Below are 21,509 nucleotides of genomic sequence, written 5' to 3'. Positions count from 1 at the left end.
CCTCGCGTGGCGTGGTCGCGGTGCGGCAGGACGAGAGGCTTCCGTGGCCTCGGCGGCCGTTCAGTCGCCGCTCTCGTGCACGGTGATCACATTGGCGGGGCAGAGGGTGGCCGCCAGCCGGACGTCGGCCTGCTCCGAGGGAGCGGGGCGGTCCGTGAGGAGCTGGACGAGTCCGTCGTCCTCGCTCTGGTCGAACACCGCGGGGGCGGTCAGTACGCACTGCCCCGCGCCGCAGCAGCGGTCGCGATCTACGGTCACCTGCATCTCGGGCACCTCGAGTGGAAGGGATTAAACGGTTGCCTTAGGCAACTGATTGTAATCTAGCTCACACCCGTGTCGCATACGAATAGCCGTCGGCGATTCTCCGGCGATTGGCTGGAAATCGCCCGTTGAATGCCCTGAGTGTCGGTGCCGGTCGGTCTGGCGGTGGGAAGGGATGGGGGTGGCGGCCCAGGTGGCGGCTGGCGCGGGTGGCGGCCTGGGGGCGGTGTGTGGTGAGTTGACGGAGAATCTGGAAAGCTCGGTGGTGCCCGGACGAGTCTTGTGGTCTCATACAACTAGTTGAATGACGAACCTTGCGCCTTCCTGGGCCCGTGGCCGAGGCCAACTGCCCAATAGCCGGCGGAAGTTGTTCGGAGCGGCCGGCCGCAGGCGGCGAGGCCGGATTGACGACACCTTGGAGCGGCCCGAGATGGACCTGGTGAGCGCCAGCGACGCCGATACCTTCACCCGCAGCGCCGCAGTGGTCGCCACCGGCACCGCCACCGACTACCGGGTCGAGATCCGGGCCGGCAAACACCCGGTGGCCGCCGACGAGCCGGAGTCCTCGGGCGGCCAGGACACCGCCCCGACACCGATCGGCCTGCTGCTGTCCGCCGTCGGCTCGTGCACCGCGATCACCCTGCGGATGTACGCCCAGCGCAAGGGCTGGCCGCTGGACCAGGTCCGGGTCCACATCGCGTACGAGAAGGGCGAGCACGGCGACCGCCTCACCCGGCGGATCGACCTCACCGGCGACCTCGACGAGGCCCAGCGCGCACGGCTGCTGGACATCGCCGAGCGCACACCCGTCACCCGCGCCGTGCGCGACGGACTGCCCATCGTCCCCGCCGGGGGCGCCCGCCACTGACGACGGACCGGCACCGGACCCGCCGACCGGGGGGCGGCATGGGGGCGACAGACGACAGACCAGGGGGAAGCTGTGATGTCGAACGGCCAGAACACGACCCGTCGCGCGTACATCGGCTACGGCAGGGGGAGGGTCCGACCGGCCTTCGCCGGCCACCCGGCCGCCGCGGCCCCTGCGGTCTTCGCGGCCGCGGCTGCCGAACCGGCTTGTGAGTGGCCCGAGTTCATACTGGAGGGAGCCAGCCGCACCGGGGTGCGCAGGCGAGCCCTGCGGACCCTGGTGAACCTCGTCGGCGCCGTCGCCTTCATGGTCACCGGACTCGTCTTCGACTGCACCCAGGTCCACCTGTGGGTGAACTTCGCCGACGCCGAGGAGGTCCCCGCGGTCGTCACCGACGCCGAGTACGTCAGGACCGGTACCAGGGAGAGCCCCGCCGTGATCCGGGTGGCCATCGACACCGACGACGGCCCGGTCGAGGCGACGGCCGACGACCCGGCCGGGGGGCCGAACGGCCTGACCGCCGGTGACCGCGTACGGGTCCTCTTCGACCCGGCCAGGCCCGGCCACGCGGCCTTCCCGGGCCAACTCGACTGGAACGCGGTCACCTTCCCCGGCGGGGGGTTCACCATGATCGGCCTCGCACTGGCCGGACAGGAGGCCTTCCTCGCCGCCCGGCGGCTCAGGCACCGCCGCATCTGCTGATCGGACCGGACCGGACTGGCCAGGCTCGGCCGTTGGGCCCGGCCCGACTCGGTGCGCACAGCAGATGCGTGGCGCGACGGGTTCGCAGGACCGGTCATCTGCGATGCCGCCCGTACGCCGTCTGCGCGTTGGGGGTCCGTACCACCGGCTCGATCCGGCCTGGCACGGCCACCCGGCTCCCTCCGCGTCGCGGTGCCCCCGGGTGGCCGCACCGGGCCGGGGTGTCACGGGAGGCGCAGCGGGCGGATCATGCACACCCGGGGCCAGTGGTCGAGGCCGTGTTCGGCCTCCAGGCGGCGGATCTCCCGCAGGCCCGGGGGCAGCGTGGCCGGGTCCATCGTGCGGAATCCACAGCGCTCGTAGTACGGCGCGTTCCAGGGCACCCGGAGGAACGTGGTCAGGGTGAGCGCGGGCATCCGGTGGGCGGCCGCGTGGCCCGCGAGGTGCTCCAGCAACTCCCGGCCGATGCCCCTGCGGCCGTGCTCCGGGTGGACCGACACCTGTTCGACGTGGAGGTTCCCGTCCACGGGTTCGGCGATCAGATACGCCACCGGATGGTCGTCCGCGTCCGCCGAGACCCAGGCGAGCCCGGCACGCTGGTAGCGGGCGAGCTCCTCGATCGACGGCGGTTCGTCCTCGGCGATCTCGGGCATCCCGACCGAGTGGAAGGGCTCGCCGGCCGCCCGCTCGATGTCCTGGAGCAGCGGGAGGTCATCGATTCGAGCCAGTCTGATGATCATTGTCCCATTCTGGGCACAGCGTGCTGTACCGGCCAGCGGTTATTCGGAGGTGGTTCGCCGACCGCCCTGGCCGACCGGTGCTCCCGAGGTGAACTGCCCACCGGACCACGGCGAGCTGACCACCGGCTGGCCGACCGGCTCGCCATAGTGACGGGATGACACCAGACCAGTCCGGGAGACCGAGTTGTCCCGCGCCCTTGCGGCCCTCCCGTCGCAGCATCCTGGCCGGCGCGCTCGGCACGGTCGCACTGGCCGGCGGCTGCGGCGAGCACCCCACGAAGTCGACCGGTTCCTCCGCCACTACCTCGGCCCCGGCCGCCGGCCCGGCCACCGCTCCCACCGGCCCGGCCGGTGCGTCCCCTTCCGCACCGCCTGCGCTCCCGCAGACCTCGCCGTGGACACCGGGCGCCGGCGAGATCCAGCCGGACGTCAAACTGCGCGCCGTCCAACTCGTCGAGGCGCTCGGAACCTGGCCGGACGGCGGACAGGGAACCGTTCGGGCCGGCAGCCGGATCGCGCCGCTCGGCCTCGACCCCGCCCTCGCCGACCAGGCCGGCCCACTGCTCGGGAGCGTGGACCGCGCCGCCCTCCAGGTGATCGTCGCCCAGTACGGCGGCATCCTCGCCGACTCGGCCAGCGTGCTGGTGGTCTGCGAGCAGTGGACCCAGACGGCAGCCGGCCCGGTCGTGCCCGGCGGCACCACGGTGGACGTACGCCTGAGCGCCGCGACGCCCCGTTGGACCGTCACCGCCCTGCACCCGGCAGCCCCGGGACTACCGGCATCCGCCCTCTCGCCGGCCGCCGTACAGGTACTGGCGAACCGTCGGATCATCCTGCCCCCGGCGGCGGTGGCCGACATCCGCAGCGGATCCGTCCATGAGAGCGTGCTGACCGCCATGCTGACCCTGGCAGCCGCGCACACCTTGGCGGTGAGCGTGGTCAGATCCGGCCATCCGCTCAACGTCTTCGGTACCGACCGCCCGAGCGACCACCCCCGCGGCCGGGCCTTCGACGTCTGGCAGATCGACGGCCATGCCGTGGTGGACCCGGCCACCCCGCACGCCCTGGTGGACGGTTTCATGCGCGCGGCCGCGGCCGCCGGCTCGTACAACGTGGGTGGCCCCCGCCAACTCTCCGGTGGATCGACGCCGAACCAGTTCTTCAGTGACGCCACCCACCACGACCACGTGCACATCGGCTTCGAGACCTGAGCCCTCCAACCGTCCTGAGCCCTCCAGTTGTTCTGAACCCTCCACCCGTCGCGGCACGGACGCCGGGCGGCAAGGCCAACCAGGATGGCCTCCTGCGTCAGGCGGCCGCGCGGAGGCGGCGGTTCAGAGCCGAGCGATCAGGGCGTAGCGCTCGTCATGGACCGCACCTGCCCACAACTCGACGGCGATCAGACCTGGTTGAGGCCGCCGTCGACGAAGAGCTCTGCTCCGGTGGTGAAGGAACTCTGGTCCGAGGCAAGGAAGACGGCTGCAGCGGCGACTTCCTCGGGACGTCCGATCCGACCGAGCGGAAGCATGGCCGCGAGGGAGTCCGCCAGTTGCCGGTCACCCTGCGCCGAGAGGCCGCGGATGCCGGGGGTCTCGATCGGGCCGGGACTGAGGGCGTTGACCCGGATGCCGCGGCCGGCGAGCTCGGCGGCCCAGGTGCGCGCGAAGTTGCGGTTGGCGGCTTTGGTGGCGCTGTAGGTGGTCATCCCCTCGATGCCCATCGAGGCGTTGGTGGAGGAGAGCACGATCACCGAGGCGCCGTCCGGCATCAGGGGCAGTGCCTTCTGGACGGTGAAGATCGCCCCCTTGACGTTGATGTCGAACGTCTTGTCGTAGTGCTCTTCGGTGATCTCCCCCAGTCGGGCGATCTCAGCGAATCCCGCATTGGCGACGACGACGTCCAGCCGTCCCCTTCGCTCCTCGATCGTTGCGAAGAGCCGGTCGAGATCGTCCAGATTCGACACATCACTCTGGATGCCGATGCCCCGTTCGCCGACGACCTGCACGGCCGCGTCCAGGGTGGCCTTGCGCCGTCCGGTGAGGTAGACGGTGGCGCCTTCGGCAGCGAACCGCCGGGCGATGGCCAGACCGATCCCGGTCGAGCCACCGGTCACCAGCGCTACCTTCTCATCCAGCTGTCCCATGCTCGTATCCACTCCCTTGACATCCTCCTCCGGCTGAAGCCGGACGGCTCCAACCCCCGCGGGTCGGGCTTCCCACTTCACGACCGGTTGCCGATCTGGATTGCCGGCAGGGGCGGTGTGCCGCCCATCGGTCCTACATCGGCGCCACAGACCTGACTTACCGTCAGCCCAGCAGTAGGCCGGCCCGAAGCCCGGCCATCGCCCAGCCCAAGCGTGATCAAGCTATCACGTTAAGTGACCATTCGAGGCTGGAGCGTGGTCTGCCTTGGTAGCGGAATGCCGATTTCTGGAGGATCGCTTCGGCACACGGCTGATCGCCCTCCGCTTCGACCAGGGAATCGTCTCCGTCGCCGCACCGCCGCGCATGATCGAGGACGCGCTCGCCGTCGCCGCCGAGCACTTCGCCTTCTGCCCGGACAACATCCGGCAGGGGCACGGAGCGATACGCGAGTACGCGGAGTAGGGCGCATGGAGCCGCCGCCACTGGATGTTCTGGTGGGACTGAGCGGGGCCGAGCCTCCGCAGGCCGGGGGCCGCCGGGACGAGCAACTCCCGTGCGGGGAGTGGTGGCTGCAGGCGAGCGGTGCCCTGGTGGCGGCTCGGCCGGTGAGACGGCCGCGCCGGACGGCCACGGGCGTCATCAGCACAGGGTGCCACCAGCGCTCGGCGCTATCCCGAGGACGGCGAGTCCGTCCACCGGCGATGAGTTGGAGAGTGACCTCATCGGCCGGATCGGGTGCCTCCTTCGGGCAGCCCGCCGACCCGGACGACCGGAGCGCCCCGCAGTGGAGCCGACGTCCTGAGCCGTCAACTCCGGTGCGGGGCGCTCCGGGGGGTCAGTGCTGCTGCAGGTGCAGCGACTGGCCGGGGAGGATCAGATCGGGGTTGGCGCCGATGAGCGCCTTGTTCTCCTCGTAGAGGTGCTGCCATCCGGTGAGCTTGTGCGACTCGGCGATAGCGGAGAGGGTGTCGCCACGCTCGACGGTGTAGGTCTGCGGGGCGGCCGGGGTGTTCGCAGTCGAGGGGGCCGACGGCTGGGCGGGCGCGGCGGGGGAGGCCGGCGTCACGGGCGCGGCGGCGGCGCCGGAACCCGCGGTGGGTGTGCCCGGAAGCTGCGGGGTACCGGTCGCGGAGCCGGGGGCGGGGGTGCCGGTCGCCGGCATCGAGGGGGTGGCCCCCGTCGTCGGGACGCCCGGCTGCGCCGGCTGCGAGGTGCCCGGAGCCGCCGGGCTCGGCGAGGTGGTGTCGGTGCCGGCGCTCGGCTGGGCGGTGGCCGCCGCGCTGTCCATGTGCTTGATGTAGATGTCGTGCTGGACGGTCCAGTGCCAGACGCCGTTGTCCTGGTACCAGTACACGCCGGCGGCCGGGTCGTAGCCCGCGCGGCCGGGGAAGGTCGGAGCTGGGGTGCCGGGCGGAGTGGTGTCGGCGGAAGGCACGCTCGGAGTGGGGGCGGCCGCCGGGGCGTCAGGCGCGGGGGCCGGCGTGGGCGTGGCCGAAGCCTGCGAACCGGGCGCGGTACCGGCCTTGTCGCCGTCATCGTTCTGACGGCCCTTGTCACCGTCATCGTGCCGGCCGCCCTTGCCGCCCTGATCGGTCAGACCGGCCTGCGCGGCGCAGTTGGGCCAGAGGCCGGTGCCGGAGTCTTCGAGGACCCGCTCGGCCACGGCTATCTGCTGGCTCCTGGTGGCGTGGTCGGGCTCGGCGGCGTACTTGTCGCCACCGTGCGAGACCCAGGCGCGCTGCGTCAGACCGAGGCCGCCGTAGTGGCCCTGGCCGTCGTCAGCGCTCCAGTTGCCGCCGGTTTCGCACTGGGCCACGGCGTCCCAGGTCTTGACGGGCGCGGCGTGTGCCCCGGAAGCGGTGAGCAGCGGGAGCGCCAGACCCACGCTCGCCACGCCGGCGGCGGCGATGGCGCGGTCGGCCTGGGTGGGACGGCGGTGGCGGCCAGAGCCGGAAAAGACCACGGAACATTCCTCTCCGTACGCCTACGAGGTGAGCTGTCGGGTTCGGACCGGGAGGTGGCCCGGCCGCGTGGGTACGCGGCTTCACCCCAAGCCGTGGGGGACGGCGACTGACCTGGTTCCCCCGCTCCTGCCCAGGGTGTGCTCGATGTCCCGGAGCGCGAATGGGCAGGACTCGGCGTACTGCGTCCGGGAGTCCGCAACGGCGAACTGCAGGGAGATTAGAGGGATCATCACCTGGATAACAAGCCCGCATCCGGTGCATCACACAAAAATCACGACATTCGTTCAGCCTTCCACTGGACTCCGGCTCTGCTGCTGCCCACGAGCCCGGGGCCGGCTCCGCATGGACACTCAGAGCGGGGAGCGGAGTTGGGTGTGCCGCTGCTGTACCGGGGCCGCCGTTCGACCGCGCCCGCCCGCCCGCGCCCCGAGATCGTGCACCTCCCGATCACCGGTGTCGCCCCGCACCAGGTCCGCCTCGCCTGGTGCGGGACGCGTGCCTCGCCGCTGACCGAGGAGTTCGCCGAGCCCACTGTCGGGTGCAGGAACACCGCTGAGCGGCGCGCGGACCAGCGTGGGCGACCACGCACCTCGGAGATGTGCGGTCATGCTGGTTCCCGCGCCCCTCGGCGGACGTGACGGATCGGGCGGTGCTCAGCGGGTCTCGCGGTACAGCCGCTCGAAGTCGCCGACCAGGGCTGCCGGCGACGGCAGTTCGTCGATCTCGTCCTGCAGGGCGGCAGCCGCGTCGCGCAGGGTCTTGTCGTCGAGCAGCCGGGTGAGCAGCGTGGCGTCCACCGAGTCGCTGTCCGAACGCAGCCCGTACCCCTTGGCCACGGCGGCGTCCACGTTGATGAAGTGGTCGGCGCCCTGCGGCAGGATCAGCTGCGGCACGCCGGCGACGGCGGCGGTGAGCATGGTCCCGGAACCGCCGTGGTGGATCACGGCGTCGCTGACGTCGAGGAGCTCGGCCAGCGGCGTCCACGGGAGCGGACGGATGTTGTCGGGCAGGGTGCCCAGCGGGCTCAGGTCGGCGCTGCCGACGGCGAGCAGGAAGTCCGCGTCGACCTCGGCGGCCTGCTCGGTGAGCCAGGCGATCGGGTTGACACCGGCGTACTCGGTGAGCACCGTGCCCAGGGTGACCGCGATCCGGCGCCGCTCACTGCGGCCGACGAGATCGGAGGGAACGACACCGCCGCCGTTGAAGGGGACGTAGCGGACCCGCCAGCCGCCGCCGTCACCGCCGAGCGAGGCCGGTACCACGTCGATCACGGTGCGCTCGCCGGGACCGGCCACCGAGTGGGCCTGGTACTCGGCGGAGAGGATCTCGGCGAGCCGGTCGAGCATCGGAAGGCCGGGCATCACGCCGAAGTTGTGGACCAGGGTCGGTATGCCCAGCTTGGCCGCGACCAGTGGGGCGGCGGATGCGAAGGGCTCCATGACCATGATGTCCGGGCGCCACTCGGTGGCGACCCGCAGCAGTCCGTCGATGGCGACCCGGCCGTGCTCGGCGAAGCCGAGGGCGGCGAGTTCGAGTATCTCCTCCTGGGTGCGGTCCTTGGCGACGTACCTCGGCTCGTCCTTGGTGATCCGCTGGAAGGCCTCGCCGATGCCGGTGCCGTCGCCGATCTCGACCACCGGCAGTCCGGTGTTGCACAGCGTCTCCAGCGGGGCCGAGCCGGCGAACAGGACCTGGTGCCCGGCCGAGCGCAGGGCCTGCGCGGTCGGAACCATCGGGAAGATGTGCCCGGCCGCAGCCGGAGCGGTGAACAGGACGCGCATGGGATGACTCCTTGCGTTTGCATGGAAGTTCAGATCCGACGTTACGTCAAACGAGTGATCTGAGTGTCCGATTTTCGGACATAGGGAACCCGGAAAACCCCGAGGGCTCTCGACGGGCAGGGGAGGGCCCGGCGCCGGCCGTGAACCACGGCCGAGGGCAGCTCGGACTCCCGCTCAACCACCATGCGCCGCAGTGCGCTTGGCCGCATCGCGCCCCTCCCCCGATTTTCACTGGACAGCCTGTCTTTCATCGGACTGACTGTCAAGGGATTGTAGGATCAGCGCCCATGGCTACTCGTAAATACGACCAACGCCTGAGAGCCGAAGCCTCGGAGGAGACCCGGCGCCGCATCCTCGACGCGGTGTACACCTGCCTCCGCGAGGCCCCGGCCGAGCCGGTCGCTCTGGACAAGGTCGCCCGACTCGCCCGTGTCTCCCGCTCGACCGTCTACCTGGTGTTCGGCTCGCGCGGAGGCCTGTTCGCCGCTTTCGCCGAAGACCTCCTGGAGCGCGGCGGGTTCTCCCGGATGCTGGAGGCGACGGCCCACCCGAACGCCCGCGAGGGCCTGCGCGGTGGAATCCACGGCGTGATGACGATGTACGCCGCCCACCGGGACGTGCTGCGCGCGCTGTACTCGATGGCGATGCTCAGCGCGGACGCGGTCGGCGGCGCCGTCCAGCGCATCGAGCAGGGGCGGGCGGCGGGGGCCTACTACCGCGCGATGCGGCTGGCGGACCAGGGCCAGCTGCGCCCCGACGTCACCACTGAGGAGGCTGCGGACCTGCTCTGGATGCTGACCGGCTTCGACAGCTTCGACCTGCTGTACACCGGCCGCTCCCTCCCGGTCGACCGCGTCGCCGAGCGGATCGCCACGACGGCCGAGCGCACCCTGTGCCGGTGAACGGACACCCGCGCGGCTGCTCGGCGAGCGAGCAACCGCGCGGCAACCCTCAGCAGATCCGCGGCAGTTGCTCCCCCACGGGCAGGTCCACCACTCTGGTGCCGCCCAGGCCGGTGCGGGACACCACCATCCCGGGGTGATCGGCCACGCACTCGCCGATGACGGCGGCCCGCGCACCCAGCGGGTGCGCCAGCATCGCGTCCAGCACCGCATCCGCGTGCTCACGCGGCACGAACGCCACCAGCTTGCCCTCATTGGCGACATACAGCGGGTCGAGGCCGAGGAGGGCACAGGCGCTCGCCACCGGCGCCGGCACCGGAATCGCGCGCTCCTGGATCACCACTCCCACGCCGGCCGCCGCGGCGATCTCGTTGAGCGCCGCCCCGAGCCCGCCCCGGGTGGGATCGCGCAGCACGTGCAGCTCGGGCGTGACCGCGAGCATCGTCTCGACCAGCCCGCCGAGCGCGGCGCAGTCGCTCTCGATCTCCACGTCGAACTCCAAGCCCTCGCGCACGCTCATCACCGCGATCCCGTGCACCCCGAGGTCGCCGCTGACGATCACCACGTCGCCCGGTACCGCTCGTTGTGGCCGGATGTCGACCCCGGCCGGGATCTGCCCGATCCCGGCGGTGTTGAGGTAGACGCCGTCGCCGTGCCCGGCCTCCACCACCTTGGTGTCACCGGTCACAACCTCGACCCCGGCCGCGCGGGCCGCCGCCCCGAGTGCCTGCGCCACCCGGGCGACCACCGCCGTCTCCACGCCCTCCTCCAGGATGAACCCGCAAGACAGATAAGCCGCCTTGGCCCCGCTCATGGCAAGGTCGTTGACCGTCCCGTTGACCGCCAGGTCCCCGATGCTGCCGCCGGGGAAGAACAGCGGGCGGACCACGAAGGAGTCGGTGGAGAAGGCGATCCGGGCCCCGCCCAAGGTCACCGCGGCCGAGTCGCCGAGCCCGGCCAGCACCGGCCCGCCGAAGGCCGGGGCGAAGACGTGCTGCACCAGCTCGGCGGAGAGCGCACCGCCACCGCCGTGCCCCATCACCACCCGCGGATGGTCGCGCAGCGGCAGTGGACAGCTCCAGCCGGAGAAGTCCGGCGCACTCCCGACCGCACCGGTCGCCTCACGCAACGGTGCTCACCTCCTGCGAGCCGGAGACCGACCCCGAGACCGAGCCCGAGGCCGGACCGGAAACGGAGCCGGAGGCCGGACCGGAGACGGAGGCCGGACCGCTGAGCCTGCGGTACAGGTAGTACGCGGCGCACGCCCCCTCGCTGGAGACCATCGTCGCCCCGAGCGGGGTGCGCGGCGTGCACACCGTGCCGAACGCCTCGCACTCGCTGGGCTTCAGTTGCCCCTGCAGCACCTCGCCGCTCCGGCACTGCGCGGGCTCGCACGGGGTGATGTCCGACACCGGGAAGCGGTGCTCGGCATCCTGGTCGCGGTAGCGCGGCGACAGCCGCCACCCGCTGGCCGGAATGACCCCGATGCCGCGCCACGCCCGGTCGGTGACCTCGAAGACGTCCGCGAGCATCGCCTTCGCGGCCGGATTGCCCTCGGGCCGAACGGCACGCGGGTAGGCGTTGTCCACCACGTGCTCGCCGCGCTCCAACTGCCGCACCGTGCGCCGGATGCCCTCCAGGATGTCCAGTGGCTCGAACCCGGTGACCACGATCGGCACCCGGTGGCGGGCAGCCAGTTCCGGGTACTCGTCGATCCCCATCACGCTGCACACATGGCCCGCGGCGAGGAAGCCCTGCACCCGGCAGTCCGGTGATCGCATGATCGCCTCGATGGCCGGTGGCACCCGGACGTGCGAGACCAGCAGGCTGAAGTTGCGGATGCCGAGCTTCTTCGCCTGGTAGACCGTCATCGCGTTCGGCGGAGCGGTGGTCTCGAAGCCGATCCCGAAGAAGACCACCTCGCGCTGGGGGTTCTCCTGCGCGATCCGCAGCGCGTCCAACGGCGAGTAGACCACCCGGACGTCCCCGCCCTCGCCGCGCACCCGGAACAGGTCCCGCTCGGAGCCCGGCACCCGCAGCATGTCGCCGAAGGAGCAGAAGATCACCTCTGGCCGGGCGGCGATCGCCAGCGCCCGGTCGATCATCTCCAGCGGGGTGACGCACACCGGACAGCCCGGACCGTGGATCAACTCCACCTCTTCGGGCAGCAGTTGGTCGATCCCGTGCCGGATGATGCTGTGGGTCTGCCCGCCGCACACCTCCATCAGCGCCCACGGCCGGGTCACGGTGGCGCGGATGTCCGCGAGCAGGCGCCCCGCCAGCTCCGGATTCTGGAACTCCTCCAGGTACTTCATTGCCGCCTCTCCTCCGCCGCTTCCCAGGCATCCCCGAACTCCTCCTGCAGCAGGCCGAGTTCGGCGAACAGGTCGAGCGTCCTGCGTGCCGACTCCTCGTCCAGCCGCTGCAACGCGAAGCCCACGTGGACGATCGCGTACTCACCCTCCCGGAGGTCAGGCAGGTACTCCAGGCACACGTCCTTGACCACACCGCCGAAGTCGACCCGGGCCATCCGGGTTCCCTCCCGCTCCTCGATCTCCATCACCCTTCCGGGCACTGCCAGACACATCCGCCTCTCCTCGCCTCGAGCCGCCCTGTTCCGCCGACCCGGCTACCGGGGCCGTGCGGCCACCATCAGCTGGCCCAGCGCCAGCCCGCCGTCGTTCGGTGGCACCTGCCGGTGGACCAGCACGGTGAAGCCGTCCCGGCGCAGCGCCGTGGCGCAGTCGGTGAGCAGCAGGGTGTTGGCGAACACCCCGCCGCTCAGCGCCACCGTCTCCAGCGCGTGCGACCGGCGGGCGCGGACGCACAGCGCGTGCACCAGCCCGGCCACCGCCCGGTGGAACCGCAGTCCGATCACCTCCGGGCCGACTCCCGCCCGCAGATCGGCGACGGCGGCCGCCAGTACCGGGCGCGGATCGGCCACCCAGTCGGCCGCGCCCGACTCCGCGTCCCCGGCGGTCAGTTCGAAGCCGTAGCCCTCGCCCACCTCGTTCACCGAGGCCGCCGCCGCCTCCAACTCCATCGCCGCCTGCGCCTCGTAGCCCGAGCGGTGGCAGACTCCGGCCAGCGAGGAGACCGCGTCGAACAGCCGGCCCATGCTGGAGGTCGGCACGCAGTTCAGGTTCCGGTCCAACTGGCGCTTCAGCAGGAGGAGTTCACGCTCCGGGCAGACCGCCACGCACGGCAGCTCCGCCGACCACGGCAGCCCGGCGGCATGCAGATGCGCCAGCGCCATCCGGTACGGGCGCTCCACCGCGGCGTCCCCGCCGGGCAGCTCCACATAGGCCAGGTGCGCGAAGCGCCGGTAGGAGTCGTAGTCGGCCAGCAGCACCTCGCCGCCCCACACCGCGCCGTCGTCGCCGTAACCGGTCCCGTCGAAGGCCACTCCGATCACCGGACGGCTCCCGTCCAGGCCGTGCTCGGCCATCACCGAGGCGATGTGCGCATGGTGGTGCTGCACCCGTACCGTACCCGGCTCGCCGGCGCGGGCCCGGCGCAGGGCCCACTGCACCGAGCGGTACCCGGGGTGGCGGTCGGTCGCCACCAGCTCGGGCCGCACCCCGGTCAGTTCCCGTACATGGGTCACCGCCCGCTCGAAGGCCCGCAGCGTGGAGAGATCGTCCATGTCGCCGACATGGGCGGACAGCCAGGCACTGCGGCCCTCGGCCAGGGCGAAGGCGTTCTTGAGGTCGCCTCCCGTCGCCAGCACCGGCGTCACGGGCAGCGGTAGCGCAATGGGCAGCGGCGCGTAGCCGCGCGAACGCCGTACCGGCAGTTCCCCGCCTTGCCAGACCCGTACCACCGAGTCGTCGCACGGGACATGGATCGGACGGTCGTGCAGCAGCCAGGCATCGGCCAGCGGCGCCAGCCGCTGAAGCGCCTCGCCGTCGTCGGTGACGATGGGCTCACCGGAGAGATTGCCACTGGTCATCACCAGCAGCCGGGGTCCCGGCGGATCTCCGGGCAGCCCGAACAGCAGCTGGTGCAGCGGTGTGTAGGGCAGCATCACGCCCAGGTCCGCACTGCCCGGGGCGACCGCCTCCGCCACCGGTCCGCCGGCCCTGCGGCGCAGCAGTACGATCGGCCGCACCGCGCCGGTGAGCAGGCGCCGTTCCGTCTCGCCCAGCTCCACCAGCCCATCCAGGTCCGAGATCCGGCCGGCCATCACGGCGAACGGCTTGTCGCCCCTGGCCTTCCGGCGGCGCAGCAGCGCGACGGCTGCCGGATCGGTGGCGTCGCAGGCCAGGTGGTAGCCGCCGATGCCCTTCACCGCCAGGATCGCCCCGTCCGCCAGCAGCCGCCGGGCCGCCGTCATCGGGTCCTCACCGAAAGCGCGGTTGCGGCCCCTGGTCCCGATCAGGTTGAGCCGGGGGCCGCAGGCGTGGCAGGCGATCGGCTGGGCGTGGAACCGCCGGTCGGCGGGATCGGCGTACTCGCGCGCGCAGTCCGCGCACATCGGGAACCGGGCCATGCTGGTCCTGGACCGGTCGTACGGCAGCCCGGTGACGATGGTGTAGCGCGGGCCGCAGTTGGTGCAGGTGATGAACGGGTGCCGGTAGCGTCGGTCGGCGGGGTCGGCGAGCTCGACCAGGCAGTCCGCGCAGGTGGCGGTGTCGGGTGGGATGACGGCCCGTCGGGTTCCGGTGTCCTGCGAGGCGACGATCGCGAATCCGGGAGCGCCGGTGGCGGCCACCACCTCCTGGGCCAGCGTGTGCACCTCGGCCAGCGGCGGGGCGTCGGAACGGATCCGGCGGCAGAACGCCCGCACCGCCTCGGCGCTGCCCTCGACCTCCGCGAGTACCCCTGCACCGGTGTTGGTGACGTGCCCGGCCAGCCCCAGCTCGGTGGCCAGCCCGAAGACGAACGGCCGGAAGCCCACCCCCTGGACCACCCCCTCGACCGCGATCCGCCTGCGCTGCACGGCGCCGGTCTCCGCCGGCACGGTCACCGTCCCTCCAGTACCATGCCGTGGTCGCCGTGGTCGCCGTGGTCGCCGTGGTCGCCGTGGCCGTGCGAGTGGGCGGGCCGGGCCGCCAGCACCGGCCGGTGCACCGGGGCGCCGTCCAGTACCGCGAGCGCGCGGTCGAGCAGCGCGCCCGTCCCCGCGCCGGTCCGCGCTGCGGTGAGCAGGATCTCCACGCCCGGGTTCACCCGGGCCACATTGGCGCGGAATGCGGCCTCGTCGAAGCCCACCGCCTCGGCCAGATCGGTCTTGGTCACCACCACCAGGCTCGCCAGGCCGAACGCCGTGGGGTACTTCAGCGGCTTGTCCTCGCCCTCCGTCACCGAGGCCAGTGCGACCCGCAGCGACTCTCCGAGGTCGTAGGAGGCCGGGCAGACCAAGTTCCCCACGTTCTCCACGAACAGCAGCCGGGTGCCCTCCGGAAGCCAGCCCTCCAGATGCCCGCGCAGCATCGCGGCCTCCAGATGGCACAGCCCGTCGGTCAGCACCTGCTTCACCGGCACCCCCGAGCGGGCGAGCCGCACCGCGTCGTTCTCGGTGGCCAGGTCGGCGGTCAGCGCCGCGACCGGCACCCCGCGCTCGCGGGCGAGCGCGAGCTCGGCCTCCAGCAGGGCGGTCTTGCCGCTGCCGGGGCTGGACAGCAGGTTGACGGCGACCGTGCCGCGCGCGGCCAGGTCGGCGCGCAGCTCCCGCGCCTGCTCGTCATTGCGGGCGAGTACCGCCTGTTGGAGATCGACGACACGGCACACGGGTTCAACCCTCCTGGTGGGTCGGGGCGGGCGCGGGACCATCGGCCCAGCACACGCTCAGAATCTGCAGTTCCCGACCGGCCAGCAGCTCGGCCTGCGCGCCGCCGCAACCGGGGCAGCACAGGTCGGGCGGCATGCCGACGGGCCATTCGGTGGCGCACCCACCGCAGCGGGCGCGGGCCGCGACCGGTTCGGTCAGCAGCTTCGCGCCCCGCACCACGGTGTCCGCGCAGGCGAGTTCGAAGCAGAAGTCCAGAGCCTCGGGCACCACCCCGGCCAGCTCGCCGACCTGGATCCGGACGGACTCGACCGTCCGGGCGCCGTGCCGTTGCGCGGCCCGGGCCACCTGCTCCACCACGGCCAACGCGATCGACATCTCGTGCATCGGCCTCTCCCCGTCGCCCGGTCGCGGGCCTGCCGCCCCTCGCTCCGGTGACCCATTACAGGGCGGCCCGACCATCCGCCCGGGCCGCCGCGCCGTGGCCGCGCACCCGACTACGCCATTCGCCCCACACCGCCCGACCCGGTGGCGCCCGCCCGGGCGGAGCGCATCCGTGCCCTACCCGAGCCCGGCAAGCGCGGTGTGCGGCAGTGAGGGGCGCGGATGGCCGCGCGGTCCGCCGCACCCCGAGGTGCGTCCGGCTTCGCGCGCGGTGCCCCGCGCCCCTCGACAGTGCGAGATCGGGAATGGCCCGGCACCACGGTGCGGGTGCCCGGCCGCCGGTCACATCCTCCTGATCTGCAGGTAGCGCTTGATGTCGGGTAGGTTCTGGGCGACGGCCAGCGCCAGCCCGGCTCCTGCCAGGACCATGCACGCGACAACGATCTTCCGCATCAGGGCACCTTCCTCTCTACACGGCCCGCCACCGGGCCGCCGACACCGGTCGGGCGTCCGAGGCCCCGGGCCTCGCCGTCCCGTACCACCTGCAGGACCAGCTCGACCGCCCGGTCGACGGCGGCCGCCACCACCGGGCTGAGGCCGAGGCGTTCGTCCACCGACTCCGGTTCGCAGCCGACCACCAGGACCCGTTCGGGCGGGCTGGTCCCGGTTCCGGCGCTGAGCGTCGTCATCAGCGCCAGCACCGCGTCCGGCCCCATCCGATGCCCGTCCAGCAGGGAGTACCCGGGCTCGACCGGATGCGCCCCGGTCGCCTCGATCAGATAGAGCGTCCCCGGCCGGTCCCCCCGCTCGGTCGCATCCACCAGAACCAACGTCCGGTAGCCGTCGAGGAGTTGGTAGGCCAGGTGGACCCCGCGCACACCGAAGTCGACGGCTTCCACCCCCTCGGGCAGGGGCTGGGCGGCGAGCCGGCGCACCGTCTCGACGCCGAAGCCGTCATCCCCGAGGAAGATGTTGCCGACACCCGCGACCAGCACCCGGCACCGCTCGCCCGCTGTTGACGGCGCGGTCGTGGCGGCAGGCGCGGCCGACGCATCTGCCGTCGTCCCAGGCGCGTGCGGGCCGCTCACAGGTCCTCCACCGGGGTGACTTCGTCGGGCTGGAAGTACCGGAAGCGGCCCTGCGCCCGCCAGAGGTCCGCGCCGGGGTCACCGTCGATGGTCACGGCCAGGTGGACCGCGCCGTCCACGTCCCGCAGGACCGCCTCCACCAGCGCCGTCCGCCCGTGCAGGAACAGGTCCTGCGCATCGGTGCGCCGCCGCCCGGGCTTGAGGACGACCCGGCTGCCGGCCCCGACCGACCGGCCGTCGACCACCACCCGGTCGAGGGCCGGATCGACACTCCGGTCGGCCCCGGGATCCCACCAGGGGGTGTCGGGCGAAGGCCCGGGGAAGCCGTCCCCGTCCGGCCCCGCGGAGGTCACCCCGGCCGAGGTGACCTCCCGCAGACCGCGCACCGCCCCGTGCAACCGCTCCAGTACCTCGGGAGGCAGCGAGTCCGCGAGGTCGATCACGGCACCGGCCAGCTCGTCGGTACCGCGGGCCTCCCGCTTCTCCTGCTCGGTCAGGGCTGCCGTGCGCAGGGTGAGGATCTCGTCGATCTCGGTGGCGTCGTAGAGCGCTCCCGGGCTCTCGGGCGCGATCTCCGGATGGTCGGAGAGGATGATCGGGGAGGAGAGCACCACGTCCGCCGCTCCCGCCGCCCCGGCCAGTACCGGCCAAGTGTGCTCGTTGCGGCACTGCGTGACGGCGGGCGCGGCCCACTGCGGCGGATCGGTCATCGACACGAAGGCACCCGCATCGAGCCCCAGCAGCAGGTGCGCCGCCACCAGCGAACGCCGCAGCGCCGACTCGCGGTCGGCGCCGTCGGGCGGGGTCCAGACGCTGCTGTTCTCCACCACGGCGGTCAGCCGCAACGCACCGTAAGGGCCGGGGAGTTCCGCCGCCGACAGGTTCAGCACGCCGTCGAGCCGCTCCCGCCGCCGGGTCAGACGGCCCACCGGCCGTTCGTTCTCGTACACGACCTCCTGCACCTCGCAGGCCGGCAGGTCGAACGGGACCGAGACCCGCTCGACGGTCAACTCATCTACCGGGAACGAGACTTCGAGCCGTTCCGGGACTCCCTCGTCCCACGGCACCAGCACCCGGTCGGACAGGGCGAGTTCGTCCACCTCCTCGAACCCCCGGTCGGCCCGCTGCCGTTGCACCGTCCGCCGCTGGACGTGCAGGAAGCGCAGCTCGACCGTCAGCCGCGCACCTCGGCGTGGTTCCATCAGGCACTCGGTGCGCTGGTGGGAGTGTTCGGAGCCGGCTGCCGCGAAGGACGGCGGGACGAGCACCCCGAACTGCCAGCGCATGCGGTTCTTGGCCGCCGACGCCCGGTAGGGGTAGAGCACATAGCCCTCGAACAGGACGGCGTCCGCGATCCGGTGGGCGGCCTCGAAGCCCGATGGAGGGGTGGGCCCGTTCACCGCAGGCTCCCTTCGGCCCTGGCCGCGGCCGCGCCCGCCAGCAGCGCGTCCACCGTGGCCTCCCAGGACGGCAGCCCGTGGCGGGAGCGGTACTCCAGCAACGCGTCCATGCTGGTGCGAGGCAGCCGGATCCAGCCGCACCCCGGGAAGTGCTGCTCCATCATGTCCCGCCAGACCCGCACCGGCAGCCGGCAGGACGCCTCCCGGTCCCAGGGCACGGGCTGCACCTGGAAGCCGCCGGGGCCGGCGAACGCGGTACCGGAGAACAGCAGCAGCAGCGGTGCCTCGCCGTCCGCCAGGGCGTCGAAGTAGCGGGCGGCGGCGACGTCCATGTCGTAGGTGCACGGCACCACCAGGTCCGCCTCGGTCTCCCCGGTGAACCCGGGGACGGTGAGCGAAACCTGGGCCAGCTGGACCGGGTTGACCGAGCCGGGCCAGCGGCTGCGCTCACCGAACAGCACCTTCAGCCGCTCGGCCTCGCCCGGCCCGTACGAGCGGCGGGCGGGTTCGATCCGCAACTGGCAGTGCAGCACCAGGGCGTGCACCCGGACGCCCTCGCCGGCCGCGATCCGCAGCCGGAACACCAGGGTCGGGCCGGCTGCGTACGGATCGGCGCGGACGCCGGTGCAGCTGAAGGCCAGGCCGGTCACGACGCCACCTCCTGGGCCAGGACCCGGGCGCGCTGCTCGACCCGGGCGAAGAACGAGTCGAGTTCGGCCCGTGCCCGGGATCCGCCGTCGAAGCCCTGCCAGTGCAGTCGCATCCGGCCGACCAGCTCGTAGCAGACGTCGATCGGCACCAGGAAGTACTGCAGGCCCTCCGTCGTCCGGCGCAGCAGCAGCGCCTCCACATCCGGTTCGAGGAGGCCGGCCAGCCTGGTGCGGCCGAGGGTGAACTCCCAGGTCTGCGGGTCGAGTTCGCTCTCGGTGGGACCGGCCGGGCTGGGGTAGAGCGCGATCAGCCGGCGCAGCGCCGTGTTGCGGAAGAAGAAGGCGGTGGACACCGGGATCTGCAGCGACTCCCAGTCGGACCGGCCCAACTCGTGTGCGGGGTCCATGAGATAGCGGTCGGGGACCTTCCGGTAGCGGCCCTCGGCGGCACCGGGAGTCTCGAACAGCATGGCGCAGGCCGGGCAGGTGCAGGCGAGGGCACGGTCGTCGGTGTCCACCACATGCCGGTGGCCGGACGGGAGCCGGACCCCGCAGAATCCGCACCGCTCGGGTTGCGGCGGCGCTGGCTCGCGCAGCCGGCGCAGCAGCGCCGAGCCCGGCCGGGAGATCGGACGCGCGTTCACCGGACCTCCGCCGCGGCGGGCGGGCGGGCGCCGATCTGCAGCAGCGGCGCCGGGGGCCGCTCCAGCTCCACGGCGGTCACCTCGGGAGCGTGGCAGGAGAGCGCGCTCTCGACGTCCTCCATCGCCGATGAGCCGCAGCCGCAGCCGGAGACCTTGCGAAGTGCCAGAACACCGCTGTCGCGGTCGAATCCGACCACCTCCACCGCGAAGTCGGCCACCGCCCGGGCGATCCGGGCGGTGACGTCCTCGGGGTGCAGGTCGTGCAGCGCCAGCAGCCCGGCCACCAGGCGGTCGTCCAGCAGCGGGGTCAGCACGCCGGGTGGTAGCAGCTCCACCAGCCGGGCGAGTCCGGCGCTGTAGAAGGCCATCAGCTCGCGAACCAGCACCTCGCCGGCCTCCGCCTGCCCCGACGCGGTGAGCGAGTCCAGCACCTCCTTGACCCGCAGCCCGGTCAGCTCCGCGCTCATCCGCCAAGCCCGCTCAGGCCGGTGGGGACGTGCATCTTCTGCACCGTGCGCCCGCCGCCCAGGTACATGTGCACCCCGCAGGGCAGACAGGGGTCGAAACTGCGCACGGCGCGCATGATGTCGATGCCCTTGAAGTTCTCGGGGCTGTTCTCCTCGAAGATGGGGGTGTTCTGCACCGCGTCCTCGTACGGTCCCGGGGTGCCGAAGCTGTCGCGCACGCTGGCGTTCCACGGGGTCGGCGGGTAGGGGTGGTAGTTGGCGATCTTGCCGTCGCGGATCACCAGGTGGTGCGAGAGCACGCCGCGGACCGCCTCGGTGAAGCCGCAGCCGATGCTCTCGTCCGGCACCTCGAACTTCTCCCAGGTCTGGGTGCGTCCGGCGCGGACCTCGTCCAGCGCCTTCTCGGTGAAGTACAGCGCGGCGGCGGCGCTGTAGGCCTGGAAGTAGGTGCGCGCCCGGTTGCGTTCGAGTGCGTTGCTCCACTTGGGGATCTTCCACTCGAAGGTGACCTCCGGCTTGGTCATGGTGCGCGGCAGGTTGACCTGCACGCTGTGGCCGGTGGCCTTGATGTAGCCGATGTCGACCAGACCGGACAGGGCGGTGGACCAGAGCCGGGCGATCGGGCCGCCGCCGGTGTCCAGGGCCAGGTACTCCTTGCCGTCGAACCAGCGCGGCGACATCACCCAGCTGTACTTGTCGTCGAAGTTCCGCTTCTGCGGCGCCGGGATGGTGTGCTGGTTCCACGGGTGCCTGGGGTCGATCGGGTTGCCCAGCGGGTCGTGGGTGACGAACTGCTCCTGGCCCTCCCAGTCCTGGTAGTAGGAGCTGCCGAGCAGGATCCGGATGCCGAGGTTGATCTCGGTGAGGTCGTTGGTGACCAGCTTGCCGTCGACGATGATGCCCGGGGTGACGAACATCTTCCGGCCCCAGTCGGTCATGTTGCGGTAGGTGAAGTCACAGTGGTCGGGGTCGTTGAGCGCGCCCCAGCAGCCGAGCATGACCCGGCGCCGGCCGACCTCCTCGTAGCCGGGCAGCGCCTGGTAGAAGAAGTCGAAGAGGTCGTCGTGGAGCGGGACCACCCGCTTCATGAACTCGACGTAGCGGGTCAGCCGGGTGAGGTAGTCGGTGAACAGCTGGACGGTGGCCACCGTGCCGACCCCGCCGGCGTAGAGCGTGGAGGGGTGCACATGGCGACCCTCCATCAGGCAGAACATCTCCCGGGTGTAGCGGCTGACCTGGAGCGCCTCGCGGTAGAACTCGCCCTCGATCGGGTTGAGCGAGCGCATGATGTCGGCGATGGTCCGGTAGCCGTGGTCGCCGGCGTGCGGCGCCTCGGTGCGCTCGGCGAGCTCCAGCACGCCCGGATTGGTCTCACGGACCATCTTCTCGCAGTAGTCGACCCCGACCAGGTTCTCCTGGAAGATGTTGTGGTCGAACATGTACTCGGCTGACTCGCCCAGGTTGATGATCCACTCGCCCAGGTGCGGCGGCTTCACCCCGTACGCCATGTTCTGCGTGTACACCGAGCAGGTCGCGTGGTTGTCGCCGCAGATGCCGCAGATACGGCTGGTGATGAAGTGCGCGTCGCGCGGGTCCTTGCCGCGCATGAACAGGCTGTACCCGCGGAAGACCGACGAGGTGCTGTAGCACTCGGCGACCCGCTTCTGCTTGAAGTCGATCTTCGTGTGGATGCCCAGGCTGCCCACGATCCGGGTGATCGGGTCCCAGGACATCTCCACCAGGCCGCTGCCGTCGCCGGCCGTCCTCGTCGTCTCTGCCATCG

23 protein-coding genes and 1 riboswitch are annotated in these 21,509 nt (G+C 71.9%); of the genes, 5 read left to right on the top strand and 18 right to left on the bottom strand.

Annotated elements, in window-relative coordinates; all coding sequences use genetic code 11:
- Positions 1 to 60: 60 nt before the first annotated feature.
- Positions 61 to 264, bottom strand: coding sequence for a ferredoxin (locus ACWDAK_RS13910; protein ID WP_344637663.1), 204 nt, complete (start codon positions 262 to 264; stop codon positions 61 to 63).
- Between the two features lie 427 nt (positions 265 to 691).
- Here ACWDAK_RS13910 and ACWDAK_RS13905 point away from each other — a divergent pair, with 427 nt between their 5' ends.
- Both ACWDAK_RS13905 and ACWDAK_RS13900 read left to right on the top strand, forming a co-directional pair.
- The gene (locus ACWDAK_RS13905) at positions 692 to 1,129 is read left to right on the top strand and encodes an OsmC family protein (protein WP_344637664.1); all 438 of its coding nucleotides are present in this window, start codon (positions 692 to 694) and stop codon (positions 1,127 to 1,129) included.
- A 75-nt stretch (positions 1,130 to 1,204) separates the two neighbouring features.
- Complete coding sequence (locus ACWDAK_RS13900) at positions 1,205 to 1,831, top strand: DUF3592 domain-containing protein (RefSeq protein ID WP_344637665.1); 627 nt, start codon at positions 1,205 to 1,207, stop codon at positions 1,829 to 1,831.
- Positions 1,832 to 2,055: 224 nt separating this feature from the next.
- On the opposite strand, the gene ACWDAK_RS13895 is transcribed toward ACWDAK_RS13900, so the two are convergent.
- Positions 2,056 to 2,571 carry a GNAT family N-acetyltransferase gene (locus ACWDAK_RS13895; protein WP_344637666.1) on the bottom strand — a complete coding sequence of 172 codons (516 nt, stop codon included), beginning with the start codon at positions 2,569 to 2,571 and terminating at the stop codon, positions 2,056 to 2,058.
- A 197-nt stretch (positions 2,572 to 2,768) separates the two neighbouring features.
- Between ACWDAK_RS13895 and ACWDAK_RS13890 the strand changes: the two genes are divergently transcribed.
- Complete coding sequence (locus tag ACWDAK_RS13890; RefSeq protein ID WP_344637667.1) at positions 2,769 to 3,782, top strand: diacylglycerol kinase catalytic domain-containing protein; 1,014 nt, start codon at positions 2,769 to 2,771, stop codon at positions 3,780 to 3,782.
- Between the two features lie 188 nt (positions 3,783 to 3,970).
- On the opposite strand, the gene ACWDAK_RS13885 is transcribed toward ACWDAK_RS13890, so the two are convergent.
- Complete coding sequence (locus ACWDAK_RS13885) at positions 3,971 to 4,714, bottom strand: SDR family NAD(P)-dependent oxidoreductase (RefSeq protein WP_427393383.1); 744 nt, start codon at positions 4,712 to 4,714, stop codon at positions 3,971 to 3,973.
- Positions 4,715 to 4,979: 265 nt separating this feature from the next.
- Between ACWDAK_RS13885 and ACWDAK_RS13880 the strand changes: the two genes are divergently transcribed.
- On the top strand, positions 4,980 to 5,177 hold the full coding sequence (locus ACWDAK_RS13880) for a DUF4253 domain-containing protein (RefSeq protein WP_344637669.1): 198 nt from the start codon (positions 4,980 to 4,982) through the stop codon (positions 5,175 to 5,177).
- A 373-nt stretch (positions 5,178 to 5,550) separates the two neighbouring features.
- Here the strand turns inward: ACWDAK_RS13880 and ACWDAK_RS13875 are convergent, their stop codons facing one another.
- Positions 5,551 to 6,678: a transglycosylase family protein gene (locus ACWDAK_RS13875; protein ID WP_344637670.1), complete on the bottom strand. Its 1,128-nt coding sequence runs from the start codon at positions 6,676 to 6,678 to the stop codon at positions 5,551 to 5,553.
- A gap of 4 nt (positions 6,679 to 6,682) precedes the next feature.
- Positions 6,683 to 6,827, bottom strand: a riboswitch (cyclic di-AMP (ydaO/yuaA leader).
- Positions 6,828 to 7,332: 505 nt separating this feature from the next.
- On the bottom strand, positions 7,333 to 8,460 hold the full coding sequence (locus ACWDAK_RS13870) for a nucleotide disphospho-sugar-binding domain-containing protein (RefSeq protein WP_344637671.1): 1,128 nt from the start codon (positions 8,458 to 8,460) through the stop codon (positions 7,333 to 7,335).
- A 287-nt stretch (positions 8,461 to 8,747) separates the two neighbouring features.
- Here ACWDAK_RS13870 and ACWDAK_RS13865 point away from each other — a divergent pair, with 287 nt between their 5' ends.
- On the top strand, positions 8,748 to 9,362 hold the full coding sequence (locus tag ACWDAK_RS13865; protein WP_344637672.1) for a TetR/AcrR family transcriptional regulator: 615 nt from the start codon (positions 8,748 to 8,750) through the stop codon (positions 9,360 to 9,362).
- A gap of 49 nt (positions 9,363 to 9,411) precedes the next feature.
- Here the strand turns inward: ACWDAK_RS13865 and hypE are convergent, their stop codons facing one another.
- The 13 genes from hypE to ACWDAK_RS13800 form a co-directional block, all read right to left on the bottom strand.
- Positions 9,412 to 10,401 carry a hydrogenase expression/formation protein HypE gene (gene hypE / locus ACWDAK_RS13860; protein WP_344637724.1) on the bottom strand — a complete coding sequence of 330 codons (990 nt, stop codon included), beginning with the start codon at positions 10,399 to 10,401 and terminating at the stop codon, positions 9,412 to 9,414.
- An 82-nt stretch (positions 10,402 to 10,483) separates the two neighbouring features.
- A complete protein-coding gene (gene hypD / locus ACWDAK_RS13855) occupies positions 10,484 to 11,677 on the bottom strand; it encodes a hydrogenase formation protein HypD (RefSeq protein ID WP_344637673.1) in 1,194 nt (397 codons plus the stop codon).
- Positions 11,674 to 11,949: a HypC/HybG/HupF family hydrogenase formation chaperone gene (locus ACWDAK_RS13850; RefSeq protein ID WP_344637674.1), complete on the bottom strand. Its 276-nt coding sequence runs from the start codon at positions 11,947 to 11,949 to the stop codon at positions 11,674 to 11,676. The genes hypD and ACWDAK_RS13850 overlap by 4 nt, the downstream gene beginning before the upstream one ends.
- 42 nt (positions 11,950 to 11,991) lie before the next feature.
- Positions 11,992 to 14,331, bottom strand: a complete 2,340-nt coding sequence (hypF, locus tag ACWDAK_RS13845) for a carbamoyltransferase HypF (RefSeq protein WP_344637675.1) — start codon at positions 14,329 to 14,331, stop codon at positions 11,992 to 11,994.
- The gene (gene hypB, locus ACWDAK_RS13840; protein WP_427393382.1) at positions 14,328 to 15,095 is read right to left on the bottom strand and encodes a hydrogenase nickel incorporation protein HypB; all 768 of its coding nucleotides are present in this window, start codon (positions 15,093 to 15,095) and stop codon (positions 14,328 to 14,330) included. The genes hypF and hypB overlap by 4 nt, the downstream gene beginning before the upstream one ends.
- A 4-nt stretch (positions 15,096 to 15,099) precedes the next feature.
- Positions 15,100 to 15,480, bottom strand: coding sequence for a hydrogenase maturation nickel metallochaperone HypA (gene hypA, locus ACWDAK_RS13835; RefSeq protein ID WP_344637677.1), 381 nt, complete (start codon positions 15,478 to 15,480; stop codon positions 15,100 to 15,102).
- Positions 15,481 to 15,819: 339 nt separating this feature from the next.
- Positions 15,820 to 15,930, bottom strand: coding sequence for a DUF6893 family small protein (locus tag ACWDAK_RS13830; protein WP_425557667.1), 111 nt, complete (start codon positions 15,928 to 15,930; stop codon positions 15,820 to 15,822).
- Positions 15,930 to 16,472, bottom strand: coding sequence for a hydrogenase maturation protease (locus tag ACWDAK_RS13825; protein ID WP_344637725.1), 543 nt, complete (start codon positions 16,470 to 16,472; stop codon positions 15,930 to 15,932). Before ACWDAK_RS13825 ends, ACWDAK_RS13830 begins: the two co-directional genes overlap by 1 nt.
- 89 nt (positions 16,473 to 16,561) lie before the next feature.
- Positions 16,562 to 17,965, bottom strand: a complete 1,404-nt coding sequence (locus tag ACWDAK_RS13820; protein ID WP_427393381.1) for a hypothetical protein — start codon at positions 17,963 to 17,965, stop codon at positions 16,562 to 16,564.
- Entirely contained in the window at positions 17,962 to 18,615 is a 654-nt protein-coding gene (locus ACWDAK_RS13815; protein ID WP_344637679.1) for a DUF6084 family protein, read from the bottom strand. The genes ACWDAK_RS13820 and ACWDAK_RS13815 overlap by 4 nt, the downstream gene beginning before the upstream one ends.
- Positions 18,612 to 19,259 (bottom strand): DUF5947 family protein, encoded by a 648-nt coding sequence (locus tag ACWDAK_RS13810; protein ID WP_427393380.1) that lies wholly within the window; start codon positions 19,257 to 19,259, stop codon positions 18,612 to 18,614. Before ACWDAK_RS13810 ends, ACWDAK_RS13815 begins: the two co-directional genes overlap by 4 nt.
- Complete coding sequence (locus tag ACWDAK_RS13805; protein WP_344637681.1) at positions 19,256 to 19,726, bottom strand: thioredoxin; 471 nt, start codon at positions 19,724 to 19,726, stop codon at positions 19,256 to 19,258. The genes ACWDAK_RS13810 and ACWDAK_RS13805 overlap by 4 nt, the downstream gene beginning before the upstream one ends.
- Positions 19,723 to 21,507, bottom strand: coding sequence for a nickel-dependent hydrogenase large subunit (locus ACWDAK_RS13800; protein ID WP_427393379.1), 1,785 nt, complete (start codon positions 21,505 to 21,507; stop codon positions 19,723 to 19,725). Before ACWDAK_RS13800 ends, ACWDAK_RS13805 begins: the two co-directional genes overlap by 4 nt.
- Positions 21,508 to 21,509 lie beyond the last annotated feature (2 nt).

The sequence above is a fragment of the Kitasatospora sp. NPDC001175 genome (assembly GCF_053598215.1).
This window is presented reverse-complemented; position numbering and strand designations above follow the sequence as displayed.

Coding starts and splice junctions, on each gene's coding strand:
- ACWDAK_RS13910 (WP_344637663.1), bottom strand. CDS start 264: ATGCAGGTGACCGTAGATCGCGACCGCTGCTGCGGCGCGGGGCAGTGC.
- ACWDAK_RS13905 (WP_344637664.1), top strand. CDS start 692: ATGGACCTGGTGAGCGCCAGCGACGCCGATACCTTCACCCGCAGCGCC.
- ACWDAK_RS13900 (WP_344637665.1), top strand. CDS start 1,205: ATGTCGAACGGCCAGAACACGACCCGTCGCGCGTACATCGGCTACGGC.
- ACWDAK_RS13895 (WP_344637666.1), bottom strand. CDS start 2,571: ATGATCATCAGACTGGCTCGAATCGATGACCTCCCGCTGCTCCAGGAC.
- ACWDAK_RS13885 (WP_427393383.1), bottom strand. CDS start 4,714: ATGGGACAGCTGGATGAGAAGGTAGCGCTGGTGACCGGTGGCTCGACC.
- ACWDAK_RS13870 (WP_344637671.1), bottom strand. CDS start 8,460: ATGCGCGTCCTGTTCACCGCTCCGGCTGCGGCCGGGCACATCTTCCCG.
- ACWDAK_RS13865 (WP_344637672.1), top strand. CDS start 8,748: ATGGCTACTCGTAAATACGACCAACGCCTGAGAGCCGAAGCCTCGGAG.
- hypE (WP_344637724.1), bottom strand. CDS start 10,401: ATGGGGCACGGCGGTGGCGGTGCGCTCTCCGCCGAGCTGGTGCAGCAC.
- hypD (WP_344637673.1), bottom strand. CDS start 11,677: ATGAAGTACCTGGAGGAGTTCCAGAATCCGGAGCTGGCGGGGCGCCTG.
- ACWDAK_RS13850 (WP_344637674.1), bottom strand. CDS start 11,949: ATGTGTCTGGCAGTGCCCGGAAGGGTGATGGAGATCGAGGAGCGGGAG.
- hypA (WP_344637677.1), bottom strand. CDS start 15,480: ATGCACGAGATGTCGATCGCGTTGGCCGTGGTGGAGCAGGTGGCCCGG.
- ACWDAK_RS13830 (WP_425557667.1), bottom strand. CDS start 15,930: ATGCGGAAGATCGTTGTCGCGTGCATGGTCCTGGCAGGAGCCGGGCTG.
- ACWDAK_RS13805 (WP_344637681.1), bottom strand. CDS start 19,726: ATGAGCGCGGAGCTGACCGGGCTGCGGGTCAAGGAGGTGCTGGACTCG.
- ACWDAK_RS13800 (WP_427393379.1), bottom strand. CDS start 21,507: ATGGCAGAGACGACGAGGACGGCCGGCGACGGCAGCGGCCTGGTGGAG.